The 13,497-nt window shown below is 71.1% G+C and carries 14 protein-coding genes; 5 read left to right on the top strand and 9 right to left on the bottom strand.

The genetic code is table 11. The annotated features are described in order from the left end of the window. Positions 1-11 precede the first annotated feature (11 nt). Complete coding sequence (locus SREC43747_RS0108595) at positions 12-1,655, top strand: FAD-binding oxidoreductase (protein ID WP_029720775.1); 1,644 nt, start codon at positions 12-14, stop codon at positions 1,653-1,655. On the opposite strand, the gene SREC43747_RS0108600 is transcribed toward SREC43747_RS0108595, so the two are convergent. From SREC43747_RS0108600 to SREC43747_RS21920, 9 genes are all read right to left on the bottom strand, one after another. After that, positions 1,636-2,370, bottom strand: a complete 735-nt coding sequence (locus SREC43747_RS0108600; protein ID WP_029720776.1) for a GNAT family N-acetyltransferase — start codon at positions 2,368-2,370, stop codon at positions 1,636-1,638. The two genes, SREC43747_RS0108595 and SREC43747_RS0108600, sit on opposite strands and share 20 nt — an antisense overlap. Before the next feature lie 132 nt (positions 2,371-2,502). Next, on the bottom strand, positions 2,503-2,901 hold the full coding sequence (locus SREC43747_RS0108605; protein WP_029720777.1) for a hypothetical protein: 399 nt from the start codon (positions 2,899-2,901) through the stop codon (positions 2,503-2,505). Further along, complete coding sequence (locus SREC43747_RS0108610) at positions 2,898-5,702, bottom strand: FtsK/SpoIIIE domain-containing protein (protein ID WP_029720778.1); 2,805 nt, start codon at positions 5,700-5,702, stop codon at positions 2,898-2,900. Before SREC43747_RS0108610 ends, SREC43747_RS0108605 begins: the two co-directional genes overlap by 4 nt. Positions 5,703-5,782: 80 nt before the next feature. Next, the gene (locus SREC43747_RS0108615; RefSeq protein WP_029720780.1) at positions 5,783-6,034 is read right to left on the bottom strand and encodes a hypothetical protein; all 252 of its coding nucleotides are present in this window, start codon (positions 6,032-6,034) and stop codon (positions 5,783-5,785) included. Between the two features lie 3 nt (positions 6,035-6,037). After that, entirely contained in the window at positions 6,038-6,298 is a 261-nt protein-coding gene (locus SREC43747_RS0108620; protein WP_029720781.1) for a hypothetical protein, read from the bottom strand. A gap of 122 nt (positions 6,299-6,420) precedes the next feature. Then, positions 6,421-7,221, bottom strand: coding sequence for a hypothetical protein (locus SREC43747_RS0108625; protein ID WP_152528362.1), 801 nt, complete (start codon positions 7,219-7,221; stop codon positions 6,421-6,423). A gap of 88 nt (positions 7,222-7,309) precedes the next feature. Further along, positions 7,310-7,645: a PRC-barrel domain-containing protein gene (locus SREC43747_RS0108630; protein ID WP_029720783.1), complete on the bottom strand. Its 336-nt coding sequence runs from the start codon at positions 7,643-7,645 to the stop codon at positions 7,310-7,312. 112 nt (positions 7,646-7,757) lie between these two features. After that, positions 7,758-8,561, bottom strand: coding sequence for an alpha/beta hydrolase (locus SREC43747_RS0108635; protein ID WP_029720784.1), 804 nt, complete (start codon positions 8,559-8,561; stop codon positions 7,758-7,760). Between the two features lie 138 nt (positions 8,562-8,699). Further along, a complete protein-coding gene (locus SREC43747_RS21920) occupies positions 8,700-9,389 on the bottom strand; it encodes a DUF4232 domain-containing protein (RefSeq protein ID WP_236623093.1) in 690 nt (229 codons plus the stop codon). Positions 9,390-9,704: 315 nt separating this feature from the next. Between SREC43747_RS21920 and SREC43747_RS0108650 the strand changes: the two genes are divergently transcribed. The 4 genes from SREC43747_RS0108650 (at position 9,705) to SREC43747_RS0108660 (ending at position 13,495) form a co-directional block, all read left to right on the top strand. Continuing rightward, a complete protein-coding gene (locus tag SREC43747_RS0108650) occupies positions 9,705-10,496 on the top strand; it encodes a GH25 family lysozyme (RefSeq protein WP_029720788.1) in 792 nt (263 codons plus the stop codon). Next, on the top strand, positions 10,493-10,732 hold the full coding sequence (locus SREC43747_RS21005) for a hypothetical protein (protein WP_152528363.1): 240 nt from the start codon (positions 10,493-10,495) through the stop codon (positions 10,730-10,732). Before SREC43747_RS0108650 ends, SREC43747_RS21005 begins: the two co-directional genes overlap by 4 nt. 598 nt (positions 10,733-11,330) lie before the next feature. Beyond that, the gene (locus tag SREC43747_RS0108655) at positions 11,331-12,263 is read left to right on the top strand and encodes a hypothetical protein (protein ID WP_236623094.1); all 933 of its coding nucleotides are present in this window, start codon (positions 11,331-11,333) and stop codon (positions 12,261-12,263) included. Continuing rightward, positions 12,260-13,495 carry a glycosyltransferase gene (locus SREC43747_RS0108660; protein WP_029720790.1) on the top strand — a complete coding sequence of 412 codons (1,236 nt, stop codon included), beginning with the start codon at positions 12,260-12,262 and terminating at the stop codon, positions 13,493-13,495. The genes SREC43747_RS0108655 and SREC43747_RS0108660 overlap by 4 nt, the downstream gene beginning before the upstream one ends. The last annotated feature ends 2 nt before the right edge of the window (positions 13,496-13,497 follow it).

A 13,497-nucleotide genomic window follows, 5' to 3' on the forward strand; every position in this document is an offset into this window, starting at 1 on the left:
ACACTGTACTGGTGAGCGGCCAGATTGAGCACACGTTGCGCGGCAGTTGGACGCCGGCCGGTGCCGCCGCGGCCGGGCTGTCCAGGCACGCGGTCCGCTGGTTGGCCAACCGCATCGGCCTGCCCGACACGGTCACCCCCACCGTTCCGGTTTCGCTGCTCAACGCGCCCAGCAGCGCGCTGCCGGCCACCGCGCACACCGACCTCGTCGACGCGGTCGGGGAGGAGTTCGTGCTCACCAGCGCCGCGGAACGGCTCGGCCGCTCCGGCGGAATGGCCTACCTGGACCTGCTGCGCCGCCGCACCGGGGAGGACGTCGCGGTGCCGGACGCGGTGGTGCTCCCGGGCAGCCCCGAGCAGGTGCAGCGGGTGCTCGACCTCTGCGTCCGCCACGACATCGCGGTGGTGCCCTTCGGCGGCGGCACGTCCGTGGTCGGCGGGGTGGAGGCGCTGCGCGGGGACAAGACCGCGGTGATCGCCCTGGACCTGTGCCGACTGGACCGCGTGGTCTCGCTGGACCCGGTGTCGCGGATCGCGGTGCTGCAGGCCGGGATGCGGGCGGTCGACGCGGAAAGGCTGCTCGCCGGGCACGGCTTCACCCTCGGTCACTTCCCGCAGTCCTTCGAACGGGCCACCATCGGCGGTTTCGCCGCGACCCGTTCGTCCGGCCAGGCCTCCAGCGGCTACGGCCGCTTCGACGACATGGTGCAGGCCGTGCGGGTGGCCACCCCGGCCGGCGAGTGGCGGCTCGGCGCCGCCCCGGCCTCGGCGGCCGGCCCGGACCTGCGCCAGCTGGCCATCGGGAGCGAAGGCGCGCTCGGGGTGATCACCGAAGTCGCGGTGCGGGTGCGGCCGGCCCCACGGCACACCCGCTACGAGGCGGTGGTGATCGACGGCTGGCAGGCCGGTGTGGAAGCGGTGCGCGCCCTGGCCCAGCAGCGGGCCCTGGCCGACGTCACCCGACTGTCCGATGTGGAGGAAACGGCGGCGCAGCTGGCGCTGAGCGGGCACATCCCCCACCGCCTGGTGCGAGCACTGCTGCGCTCGAAGGGGATCCAGCACCCCTGCCTGCTGGTGCTGGGCTGGGAGACCGAAACCCGGCGGGAACTCACCCAGCGCCGCGCCGCGGCCCTGCGGGCGCTGCGCGGCCGCCGCTGGCTGCGGCTGGGGCAGCGCCCCGGGAAGGCCTGGCGGGAGAGCCGGTTCGCCGCTCCCCGGCAGCGCGACGCCCTCATGGACTTCGGGGTGTGCGTGGAGACCCTGGAAACCGCCACCAACTGGAGCGGGCTGCTGGAACTGCGGTCAGCGGTGCGCACCGCCCTGATCCGCTCGCTGCAGACCGGGGTGCAGCCCCCGCTGATCATGTGCCACCTGTCGCACGCCTACGAGACCGGCGCTTCCCTGTACTTCACCGTGCTCGCCGCCCGGGACGAAAAAGACCCGGTGGGGCAGTGGCAGAAGGCGAAAGCCGCTGCTTGCGAGGCGATCACCGGGCGCGGCACCATCACCCACCACCACGCGGTGGGCACCGACCACCTGCCCTGGCTGGACCGGGAGATCGGCCAGGTCGGCACAGCGGTGCTCGCCGCGGTGAAGCGAGCGGTCGACCCCACCGGGATCCTCAACCCCGGCAAGCTCATCCGGCCAGCGCAGTGATCGTGTGGTAGGAGAACCCCAGCTTGCGGTACACCCGCAGGGCGGCCACGTTGTCGGCGTCCACCATCAGCGTGACAGCGCCTTCCCGCGCCAACTCCTGGGAGAGGAAAGCGCACAACCGGGTGGCCAAGCCCTCGCCCCGGAAGTCCGGGTGGGTGGCCACCCCGGAGATGAACCGCACCCCGGGAGCCGGCCAGGAGTCCGCCCCGACCGCGGCGAGCACCCCGTCCTCGCTGCGGATCCCCGCCCAGCGGTGCGCCCCGGGATCACCGGGGAAGAGGTAGGAGCTCGGGTTCGCCTTCCGCAGCAGCTGCGCCACCTCCGCCTCGTCGGAGGGCGACAACCACTCCACTCCGGAAACCGGGGACGTCGGCACGGTCTGCAACTCCATCCACCCGAAGGTCGCCCGCACCTCGAGCCCCAGCCGGTTGGCCACCTGGTGGGCCAGGGCGGTGGCCGCCACCGGCCGCATCTTCGGGGCCTGCACCTGCTCCAACGCGCGGGACACCAGCTCGGCGGCGTCGTCGGCGGTGCCGGTGAAGGCCAACCGGTCCGCCCGGCTCAGCCCGGGCGCGAACACCGCCACCGCGTCGCCGTGCACCCACGCCCGCCCGCCCTGGTGCGGGTAGCCGGGAGCGAGCGCCTGCGCCGCCCAGCGGATCAGCAGGTCGCCGGTAGCTCGCGCGACTTCCTCCGAGGTGCGTAATTCCTCCATGCCGGCATCATCCCCCGCAAATGCGACTCCGTTCAGCCGAATTCCCGGACACCGGGCAAACCAGACGAGCTGACTGTTCGAGCTTTGCCGCCCGCCCCCGCGGCGTCAATGCCGCTGTGCTCGACGCATCCCTCAACCGGCCCGTTTGCGGCGGCGCGGCAGCAGCGCGGTCGGGGTGAAGCGCTGCTTGTCCAGCGAGTGGTGGAACTGCTGGCTGGCCTCGTGCAACGCCTTGCGGCACTCCTGCGGCGTCAGCGGCGGCGCCGACGGGTCCGGCTCGGGCATCCCCGGGATCTCCAGCCACCGCTCGTCCCACAGCGCGTGCAGCGCGGCGTTCCAGCGGTTGCGCACGTCGGCGCGGATGTCGTCGCGCTGCGCCTCGGCCTGCTCCAAGCGCTCGGCCTCGGCGTCCACCAGCTCCGCCAGCTCGGCGGCCTTCGCGGTCTCGTGCTGGCGCAACTTCTCGGCCGCATCGGCGGCCAACGCGGTCAGCTCCTTGTAGCGCACCGATGCCGGGACCTGCTTGCTCACCAGCTGCCTCCTGTTGCGGTGTCGGACAGGCGGGGGTGCGGAACCACCGGCCCACCGGTCACGTCGAGCTCCAGCGGCAGCACGACCTCCGGCCGCGCGTGCACCGAGCGGTCGAAGAACAGCCCGCGGTGCGGTCGGGGCGACCACTTGACCGGCTGGCCCGCGGCGAACTGGGTCAGCTCGTGGCCCTGCACGTCGAAAGCCAGCCACGCCCCGATGTCGTCCACCGGCGTCATCCCCAGCGCGGCCTTCAACCGCTGCACGCTGCGCCACCAGCCGATGACGTGCACCCCGTGCTCCGGGCCCTGCCGCAGCAGCCGGCGGAACTCGTCCAACCCGCTGACCCTGGTCTGCGGGTCCTTCTGCTCCAGGCTGCTGTGCACCGCGTCCACTCCGTACAGGAACAGGAAATGCGGTGCACCGGAGCGGTCTTCCAAACTCCGCACCACATTGGACAGCAGGGCGGGGAATTCCGCGGCGGTGGCGGTGCCGACCTGGTGCCCCTGGCGGCGCAGCACATCGGTCACCTGCTGCGCGTCCTCGGCGCTCTCCGGCAGCAGCGCGGCGACCGTCAGCTCCGCGTCCCCCGGGGCGTGCTGGCGGGCCAAGGACAGCAGCGCCGCCCCGAGCACGCTGGCGGCTTCCCGGCGCACCGAGCCGAGCACCGCGATGTTGCGCCCGGGAGCCCGGGACAGCTGCACCGCGGCCGCCGCGCCGTCCACGTCGATGGTCTGCCCGAGAACCGCCCGCGGCGCCGGGCTCGGCGCCCGCAAGCGGTCGAAGTCCTCCAGCGCGGACAGCTTCGGCAGCAGGGCGCCGTCGAACAAGCGGGGCGGCGGCTGCTGCTCGTCCCGCTGCAGCCACATCCTGCGCTGCAGCACCTCGAAGGTGTCCTTGCCGGTGGCGTCCGGAATCCGGGCCACCTGGTTGCCGTGCTTGACCCCGGACTCGTGGTTGACCACCGCGTGCCAGCGGGGCAGGTCCAGGGAAGCCTGGTTGTGCTCGTTGAGCACCCGCCGGGCCTTCGGCAGCGCCACCCGGACGATGAACTGCTCGAAGATCGCCGGCTTCCCCCAGAACGCTTCGATGCCGGACACGTCCTGGCTGGCCAGCACCAGGTGGATGCCCTGGGAGCGGCCGCGCCGGGCGACGTCCTCCAACAGCGCGGTGGCCTGCGCGGTCACCGGGTCGCGCTCGGCGAACAAGTACTGGAACTCGTCGATCACCGCGACGATCCGCGGCCACCGGCCCTGCGGGTCCTCGGCCCGCAGCTCCTCGAGCTTGGTGACCTCGTGCTCCTTGGCGGCGGCCGCGCGCCGGCGCATCTCCCGGGCCAAGAACTGCAGCAGCGCCAACCCGAACTCGCGGTCGGTGTTGACGTTCACCCCCACCAGCCGGGCGTGCGGCAGCCAACTCGGATCCCGCCGACCCGGGGTGAACTGGGCGAACGACACGCCCTCCTTGAAGTCCAGCAGGTACAGCTCGAGCTCGTCCGGCGAGTACCGGGCGGTCAGCCCGCCCAGCATGCTGTAGATGAAGTTGGTCTTCCCGGAGCCGCTGGGGCCGCCGATGAGCATGTGCGGGCTGGCGTCGCCGAGGCTGATCCACACCGGGTCGCCCTCGCTGAACCCCACCGGCGCCTGCAGCCCGCTCGTCGAGCGGTGCTGCCACAGCTGCTGCGGCAGCAGGTCCTGGAACGTCCGCACCCGGGAGCTGTGCGCCAAGAACCCCTCGGCGATCTCCGAGCAGGCCTGCAGCACCTCACCGCGCGGCAGCGCCTCGTCCAGGCGCACCAGCGCGTGCGGGCCGGTCATGCTGGTGCGGGCGGTGCCGGAGGAGTCCAGCTCCACCGTCTCCACCGGGCTGTTGGCGCTCAGCGAGACGTCGACGACGATCAACTGGATCCCGCAGGCCAGGCCGCTGCGGGCGATCCGCTGCAACTGCTGCTGCTGTTCCTCCTTGAGCGCCTCCCGGTTGCCGAACAGCACCGCGATCCGCCACGGCTCGGAGCGGTGGCCGGTCTCCGCGGCCAGGGCGCGCAGCGAAGGATGCCCGTTGAGCAGGGCGTTGGTGTGGATCCGCCGGATGTGGTCGGACAGGACCTCCAGCAGCTCGTCCAGCCGCTCCGGGTCGTGCACGGTCAGCAGCCCCGCACGGGTCAGCGGGTAGAGGCCGGGCAGGCTCCCGGTGAGCTGCAGGGCGTCCCACACGTGCACCCGCACCAGGCCCGGCTGGAAGTAGCTGAGCACCCGCATCAGCAGGTTCTGCACCAGCGCCTCGGCCGCACCCGCGCTGTCCGGGTGGGTGGAGATCCGCAGGTGGGACTCGTCCAGCAGGGGCACCGCGGCCGGGAACGGCTGCTGCTCGGGGGCGTCGGGGACGGTGGCCTCGCCGATGCGCCACAACCCGGGCACGTTCCCGGTGGCCGGTTCCACGCCCGGTTTGCCCAGCCACTCCTGCCAGGGCGCGCTCGCGCAGCCCGGCGCGGCCGCCGCGACCAGCTGGTTCAGCTGCTGCGGCCCCTGCTCGGTCCACGTGCGGTAGACGGCGTCGCGCTCGGCGACCGCTTCCCGCAGCGCCGCCGAGAACCCGGGATCGGGTTCCGCGCACACGGACTCGGGGTCGCGCAGCACCGAGGTGACGCCTTCCTGGGCGATCCGCAGGGCGAACCGCTGCCGTTGGCTGTCGGCCAGCACCTGGGCGTACCGGTTGTCGGCCGCCCCGAGCACGGTGGCGAAGGTAGCGCGCAAGTGCTTGAAGGCAGCCTCGATGCGGTTCCGCCGCTCATCGCGTTTACGCACGCACCACCCCGGAAATCTGACAACGGCTAGTGATCAAACTACCACCCGCCGAGGTCGGGGACAGGCGCCGAACCGGTAGCTCACAGTCCCGCCGCGAATCCGCGCACCGCATCGGACACCTCGTCCAGCAGCCCTTGCACGCGCTCCACTTCGCCGCCCGCGCGCTGCAGTCCGGCGGGCACCGCGGTGGCGGGTGCGGCCAGCTCGAGCCCGTCCAGGGCCTGGCTGGCTTCGTCCAGTGCACTGCGGCCCGCAGCGAGCTCGCGCTGCGCCTGCTGCAGCAGTTCTTCGGCAGTGGCGAGCGCGGCGAGCACCTCGTCGAGCGCCGACACCGGTTACAGCCGGCCCGCGTAGTTCTCCGCGGCCGTGATGCAGGCGTTGACGGTGCCCTGGGCGCCGCTGATCGACTGGATCGCCTCGGCCAGCAGACCGTGCGCGTGCAGGATCTCTTCCTGGGAGGTGCCTTCGGTGGCCGCCACCAGGGCCTGCTGGGCTTCCTCCAGGGCGAGGGCCGCTTGCTGCAACGCGGCAACGCCTTCGGCGGCTTTCTGGGTGGCCAGGGCGATGCCCGCGCGGACCTCTTCAACACCTGCCATCTGTGTTCTTGCCCTCCGGGGTGACTGCGCAGTGATCTTGTGCCTGGCCACAAGTTAACGCCCTGGTCACGCGGCTGCGCAGTCAGGTCCGGTTCGCTGATCTTTTCCGCTCGAGCGGGTGATCACAGCGGCCGAGCGGTTTCCAAAGTGGATCCTTCGGTGGGGGTGACCGCCACCTCCACCGCGGCGACACCGGACGGCGGCAGCGGAGCCGCCAACCAGCGCGCCCACGCGCCCTCCGGCCCGGTCTGCACCCGCGACCACCCGCTGCCGCCCAGTGCGCGCACCGCGCGGGACACCGCCTCCTGCGGCTGTCCGCCGGGGGAAGCGCCCAGGTCCAGCAGCACCCGCACCACCGGTGGCTGCTCCTCCGCGGCGAGCACCGACACCGCGCTGGACAGCCGGCCCGCCAGGGCCCGGGCCGCGCGCTCGGCCGCCGCCCGCTGCCCGGTCACCACGTCCACCCGCAGCCGCAGCCGGGACACCCCAGCACCCGGTTCCAGACGTTCCGGTCCACCGTGCCCGCTCGAACCGCCGGAAGCCGGGGAAGACCGGTGGACGGACCACGACTCGACCAGGATGCGCTCCGCGCCCGCGACCAGCCGGCCCACCAGCTCCGGGTGCTCCAGCACCGTCCACGCCGTCGGCGGCTCGCAGCAGACGCGGTGACGGGCGTAGTCCGGTCCGAGCCCCCGCAGGAAGTCCTGCACCGACCGGGACAGCGACGCCACTCGATCACCGGCCGGGGGGCAGGGCTTGCGGATCATCACCGACCAGCACCCGGGGTCCTCGTCCGAGCAGTCCCCGCAGCCGACGACGCGACCGCCGATCCGGCGCACGAAGTCCTGGCAGGCCGATCGGGCGGACCGCTCGTCCGCGGCCTCGACCACGACCGTGATCAACAACTCGAGCTCGGGTTCCATGACAGCAGCATTCTTGCGCATGACCGGGCGCCGACGGCGCGTCCGGCTCCGGGCGGAACACCTGGTGCGCGAAGCCGCTCGTCACAGATCAGGCGCCGGTGGCCTCCGGCTCGCCCAAGCCGTAGTACCGGTAGAGGCTGCGCCCTTCCTCCTCGGACAGGTGCCCCTGCTCGGCTTCCACCAGCGGCGCGTTGCGCACCGCTTCCCGGGAGAACCGCACCGTCAGCCGGTTCTCCTCCAGGGCGGCTTCGTGGAGCGGAACGAAGGTCTCCCGGATGCCCAGCAGACCGATCCGCACTGTCACCCATTCCGGTTGATCGGTGACGTCGTCCACGTACACGTTGCCGACCAGGCCGATCCGCTCGCCGTTGCAGTCGAACACCGGTGTGCCGATCAAGTCCTGCGCACGAGCGACGTCTTTCATGGCAACCTTCCTCGCGGGCCGGCGGGAACCCGGTGTTCCCGTGCCAACAACGTGCCCAGCCCGCGGGAAAGCCGCAACTCGGCGGTGACGTGGGCGAGCGGACCCCGCGCGACTACTTGCGCAGCGCCCGGTGGATGAAGGTCAGCACCTCGTCGAGGACCTCGTCCCGGTTCGTCTCGTTGAGCAGCTCGTGCCGCGCGCCCGGGTAGATGTGCTCGTGGAAGCGCTCGCCCCGGATGCGGTCGATGCCGGTGCGGGTGTCGGCCTCCGGGACCAGCTCGTCCTCCTCCCCGTGGATCCACAGGGTCGGCTTGTCCAGTTGGGGACCGTCGTTGATGGCGGTCAGGCAGCGGTCGATCGCCTTCAACGTGGTCCGCCGGTACGGGCCGTGCCAGACCAGGGGATCGGTCTTGTACTCCTGCCCCACCTTCGGGTCCCGCGACAGGGTTTCCGGATCGATCGGGGTGTCCGGGATCTCGTCGTGCTCCAGCAGGTCCAGCACGTGCCAGGTGCCCAGCACCGGGGCGGACAGCACGATCGCCGACAGGTGCTCCTGGTGGAGCTGGGCGTAGCGGACCGCGAACATCCCGCCCAGGGAGTGGCCCATCAGCACCAGCGGCAGATCCGGGTACTCGTCGGCGATCTGCTTCCGCACCGCCTCCAGATCGGCCACGATCGTGTCGGCGTCTTTGATGTACACGCGCTTGCCGGGCGAACGGCCGTGGCCGGCGTGGTCCGGGGCGAAAACCACCGCGCCGTCGGCGACCAGCTGCTCGGCGATCCACTGGTAGCGCCCGGAGTGCTCGCCGTAGCCGTGCGCCAGCAGCGCAACCCAATTCGGCTCCGAAGCGGCCCACTTGCGGACCACCAGGTCACCGCTCAGGCACGGAACCTCACGATCAGTCGGCTCGATCATGTTGGCCACTCCAGCACATACCCGACACCCGGGCTAGTGCTGCCCCGGGAACTGCGGCTGACAGCACAGTCCCGGCACGCGGGGTGCCGGAACTGCGCCCCACTCCTCAGGTGTAGCAGGGTTCGGTGGACGAGGCGATTACTGGTGGTACGCCGAGCCCTCGATGGCCCCGTAGCCGCACACCGGCCCCATCGTCCACTCGACGCGCAGCGGGTCGGTCTCGTCCGGCGGGATCACTTCCGCGGCGGCCGGGGTCGGCTGGCACGGGCCGTCGACCGGTTCGTCGCCGTGCGGCACCGCGGTCCAGTGCAGGCTGGCGCTGACCGAGTCACCCGGCTCCAGGGTGATCAGGCTCGGCCCCGGGTTGGCCACCCGGTCCAGCTGGGTGGGCAGCGGATTGCCCTGCTCGTCCACCAGCTGCAGGCCCCCGTAGCCGTAGATCCGGCAGGGCTCCCCGCTGACGTTGCGCAGCACCAGCTCCGCGTACCGGTGGCCCGCGCCGGCTTCGGCGGGCTGCAGCGTTCCGGCGAGCATCGAGGTGTGGCAACGGGAAATCGCGTCCTGCACCTCGGTCCCGGTTGGTTCGCCGGGGTCCCCCGCTTCGGCCTCTTCGGCGGTGCCGGTCCCGGTCGGCGTCCCCGTCGGTGGCGCCGCCGGTTCGGGCTGGGTTTCCTGCCCCACTTCGATCGGCGGTGCAGGGGCCTCTCCAGCGGCGATCTCCGGCCCGGCCGGCTGAGCATTGCAACCGGTGGCGGCCGCCGCCAGTAACAGCGCTCCGGCAACCTGGAGCACGCGCAGCCCCCGACCGCCCAGTCGTCGAGAAGTCACCCAGACCACCTCCTGTGCAAGCCCCCGCAGGGGTCGGAATTCCTACCTGGTAGACGTCCATCGCCTCCAGGGGTTGCCTGCGGTGGAGAAGTTCTTCGATCTTTTTCGCGATCGCCCGCGCACCGGTCGGATGAACCCGGTCGATGGGTGCTCGGGGGCGGCGGAAGCCCTGGAAGAACAGTCCGTTCCCGCGGTCGAGTGGAGAGATCCGATTGATCGGCCGATCGGGGGGACGATCATGACCTGTTCGGCGGCATTCCTATTTGACCAGCTCCGATAGGTTGGCACGCGCAAGGCCGACACAGGGGGTTCAACATGGCCGTCCGGATTCCAGGCATCGACGTCGCCAGATACCAGGGGGAACCTGACTGGGCTGCGGTTCGCGGCGCCGGGTATGCATTCGCGTACATCAAAGCCACCGAGGGGGTCGGGTACGTGAGCCCCACCCTGGATGCCCAACTGGCCGGTGCCCGAAACGCGGGTATGGTCACCGGGCTCTACCACTTCGCCCGCCCGGACACCAACGCTCCGGAGCAGGACGCGGCGGACTTCGCCGGTCAACTCGCGAGGCTGAACGCCAGCGCGCCCGGAAACCTGCCCCCGTGCTTGGACATCGAGACCGATGCGCCGAACCTGAGCGCCTGGGTGAAGGGCTTCATCGCGGCGCTGCGCGGTCACACCGGCCGCAACGAGGTCGTCGTCTACGCCTCGACGTCCTGGTTCCAGAGCAAACTGGCCCCGGAGAACTGGCTCGACCCCGGCGTCTTCCTGTGGGTCGCGCACTACGGCCGAGAACCCGGCAAACCGGGCTACTTGACCGATCGCGTGGCCATCCACCAGTACACCTCGGAAGGACAGGTTCCGGGCATCAACGCCAAGACCGACCTGAACGTGTCCCTGGTGGATCTGGCCGTGCTGACCGGCGGCCAAGGAGCGCCGCCGCCACCACCGCCGCCGGCGGAGAAGACCTACGTGGTGCAGCCGGGGGACACGCTTTCCGAAATCGGCGCCCGGTTCGGGGTGGACTGGCGGGAAATCGCTCGCATCAACGGAATCACCAACCCGGATTTGATCTACGTCGGTCAGGTGCTGAAGATCCCGGCTTGATCATTTCCGGCGGGCGTTCGCTCGTTCAGGGAAACGAAGGCACTTTAGTTTTCCTAACGAGATTACTTTCGGTGATTCCGGTATTCCGGTACGTCGATTTCAGCTCGGTCCTGTCGCATTTCTCACCCGTGGCGGCGCGGATGGTCCCGCGCCGCAACTGCATGCGCGCTGAACTGCGGATTCACTTTCCCGAACCGGGCTGCGCCGGCTCGTGCCGCGCGTTGACCACCGACTGACGCGGCGTTGCGTTTTCCCCGAAAACCACTGCTCCGTTGTCTACAGTCGGGGTCGTGGATTCGGCCGACGGGGCGAAAACGCGCCCAGGAACGACAACCGCCGGGCCGCGCCGGCGCGCACCCTCACCGGGACCGGCGACGACCGGAGGCTTGACGGCCATTTCGGGTCCAAGGTGGTTGCCGTTCACCGCGCCGGTGCCCGCGGTTACCCGGTCGCCGGCAGACTGGCGGCGCCTCCGGTCCGCCGCAGCCGCGCTGACCAGCGAAATCCCAGGTCGGCGGCGCCGGTGCGGCGCGACCGTTGGTCGCCGGCAGCTCGACCGGCTCAGGGATGGAAGCTGAAGGGCTAGGGGAAATTGGGGGTACGTCCCGGATGTCGAGGGCACCCGGGAAGCGGGAAGTTGGATGGCGTGAACACGGCTTACGCTCCCGCAGCGCCAGCACGGTCCGCACCCGGCGGATCAACGAGGTCAGGGCTATCCGCACGCAGTCCGAAGCGCGCACTAGGGTGTCCGCTTGTCGAACGTTTGCGCCGATTAGTTGCGAGGACTGACCGGAAAGTGCACCTGCAGACCGCCGATCCCGTTGGGTGTGGTCGATGATGACCGCGCTAGCGGTAGCGCTGGCCGCCCTGGGGGCGCTCGGATACGCGCTGGGAGCTCGCCTGCAGCACGCCGCGGTCCAGCACACCATGGACGACAACGGGCTGGGCCTGCGCAACCAGGCGCAGCTCGTCCGCAACGGACGCTGGCTGTTCGGCTTGATCGCGCTGGGCGCCGGAACCCTGCTGCACGTCTGCGCGCTCGGCCTGGCGCCGTTGAGCGTGGTGCAGCCGGTCGGGGCGATCGCCCTGCCGATCACCGTGCTGCTGAGCCTGCGCGACCGCGGCGTCACCCTGGCCGGGCTCGGGCGCAACGTGCTGCTCGCGGTCGTCGCCGCCACCGGTGGGGTGGCGGCTTTCGTGCTGCTGGCCGCCCGCAGCGCGCAAGCCACCCCGGTGGGCGCCGAAGAACAACTGGTGGCCACCCAGATCGTCGCCGTGGCGGTGCTGGTGCTGGGCGGACTGGCAGCGCTGTCCCGGTCGAACCTGCGGTGCGTGCTGTTCGCCGCCGCCTGCGCGGTCTGCTACGGCTACGTGTCGCTGCTGATGCGCGCCGTCACCCTCCAGGTGGGCACCGTTCCGCTGCTGGAGATCAACCCGCTTCCCCTGCTCGGCGTGGTGGTGGCGGTGGTGGTCGGCGCGTGGCTGCTGCAGCACGGGTACGCCAGCGGTCCACCGGACCTGGTGGTGGCCTGCATGACCGTGATCGACCCGCTGGTCGCGGTGGGCCTCGGCATCGGACTGCTCGGCGAAGCCGACAACGTCACCGCGGCCACCGCCGCAGGAGAAGCGCTGTGCGCCCTCGTCGCCTGCGCCGGTGTCTTCGCGCTCGCCCGCTACCGGACCAGCACGGAGCAGCAGCTGACCGCCGTCGCCAGCGGTCTTGCCGGAAAGAGTTCGACGGATAGTTCCGACAGGAGTTGCACTTGACTTCGCAACCGCTCAACAGACGGCCGCTGCGGATCGCAGTCGGCGCCGTCACCTACCCGCCGGATGTCAACGGGGCCGCGAACTTCGGGCACCGGTTGGCCACTGGTCTGGCCGCCCGGGGGCACGACGTGCACGTCATCTGCCACTCCCCGGACCGCGCGCCGCGCACCGAAGTCATCGACGGTCTCACGGTGCACCGCGTCCCCTCCTACGGGTCGCCGTTCCACCCCACCATCCGAGGCATGCTGCCCTGGCAGGAATCCGGCCCGGCCGCGGAACTGCTGGACGGCATCCAGCCCGACGTCGTCCACGTGCAGTCGCACTTCTTCATCTGCCGCGGCCTGATCGACCAGGCCCGCAAGCGCGGCATCGCCCTGGTCGCCACCAACCACTTCATGCCGGAGAACATCTTCGGCTACTTCAAGGTGCCCAGCCGCCTGCAGCGGACGGTCGGCCGGGTGCTGTGGCGCAACCTGGTCAAGCACTACACCAAGGCGCAGGTGGTCACCGCGCCCACGCCCCGCGCGGTGCAGCTGCTCACCGACAACGGGTTCCGCGCACCGGCGATCCCGGTCTCCTGCGGCATCGACGTGGAGCGGTACCGCCGCCGCGCCCAGCAGTTCCGGCGCGAGAACCCCGACCCCGAGACCCGCACCGTGCTGTTCGTCGGCCGGCTCGACGAGGAGAAGCACATCGAAGACCTGCTGCGGGCCATGTCGCTGCTGCACTGCTCGGCCCCCACCAGGCTGGAAATCGTCGGCGACGGCAGCCGGCGGGCCGACTACGAGCGGCTGGCGGGCGAGCTCGGCATCGCCGACCGGGTGCACTTCGCCGGATTCGTCAGCGACGAGGAACTGCTCGACGCCTACGCGCGGGCCGACCTGTTCTGCATGCCCAGCATCGCCGAACTGCAGAGCCTGGCCACCATGGAGGCGATGTCGGCAGGCACCCCGGTCGTGCTCGCCGACGCCATGGCCCTGCCGCACCTGGTGCGGCACGGCGAGAACGGTTTCCTGTACCCGCCGCGGGACGTGCACGCCCTGGCCAACGCGATCGACAAGGTCCTCGTCGACCGGGAGACCATCCGGCGGATGGGCGCCGTCAGCGAGGAAATCGTGGCGCAGCACGACATCAACGCGGTGCTGGCCCAGTTCGAATCGATCTACCACTACGCCATGGACCCGAGCGGCTCCATCGGCCCCGAAGCGCTGTCCACCCCGCTGGCGAGCTGACG

Source organism: Saccharopolyspora rectivirgula DSM 43747, from assembly GCF_000497205.1.
Lineage (GTDB): Bacteria > Actinomycetota > Actinomycetes > Mycobacteriales > Pseudonocardiaceae > Saccharopolyspora > Saccharopolyspora rectivirgula.

Excerpts from the sequence above, each read along its gene's own strand:
- SREC43747_RS0108650 (WP_029720788.1), top strand. The coding sequence starts at position 9,705 with ATGGCCGTCCGGATTCCAGGCATCGACGTCGCCAGATACCAGGGGGAA.
- SREC43747_RS0108635 (WP_029720784.1), bottom strand. The coding sequence starts at position 8,561 with ATGATCGAGCCGACTGATCGTGAGGTTCCGTGCCTGAGCGGTGACCTG.
- SREC43747_RS0108625 (WP_152528362.1), bottom strand. The coding sequence starts at position 7,221 with ATGGAACCCGAGCTCGAGTTGTTGATCACGGTCGTGGTCGAGGCCGCG.
- SREC43747_RS0108600 (WP_029720776.1), bottom strand. The coding sequence starts at position 2,370 with ATGGAGGAATTACGCACCTCGGAGGAAGTCGCGCGAGCTACCGGCGAC.
- SREC43747_RS0108630 (WP_029720783.1), bottom strand. The coding sequence starts at position 7,645 with ATGAAAGACGTCGCTCGTGCGCAGGACTTGATCGGCACACCGGTGTTC.
- SREC43747_RS0108655 (WP_236623094.1), top strand. The coding sequence starts at position 11,331 with ATGATGACCGCGCTAGCGGTAGCGCTGGCCGCCCTGGGGGCGCTCGGA.
- SREC43747_RS0108620 (WP_029720781.1), bottom strand. The coding sequence starts at position 6,298 with ATGGCAGGTGTTGAAGAGGTCCGCGCGGGCATCGCCCTGGCCACCCAG.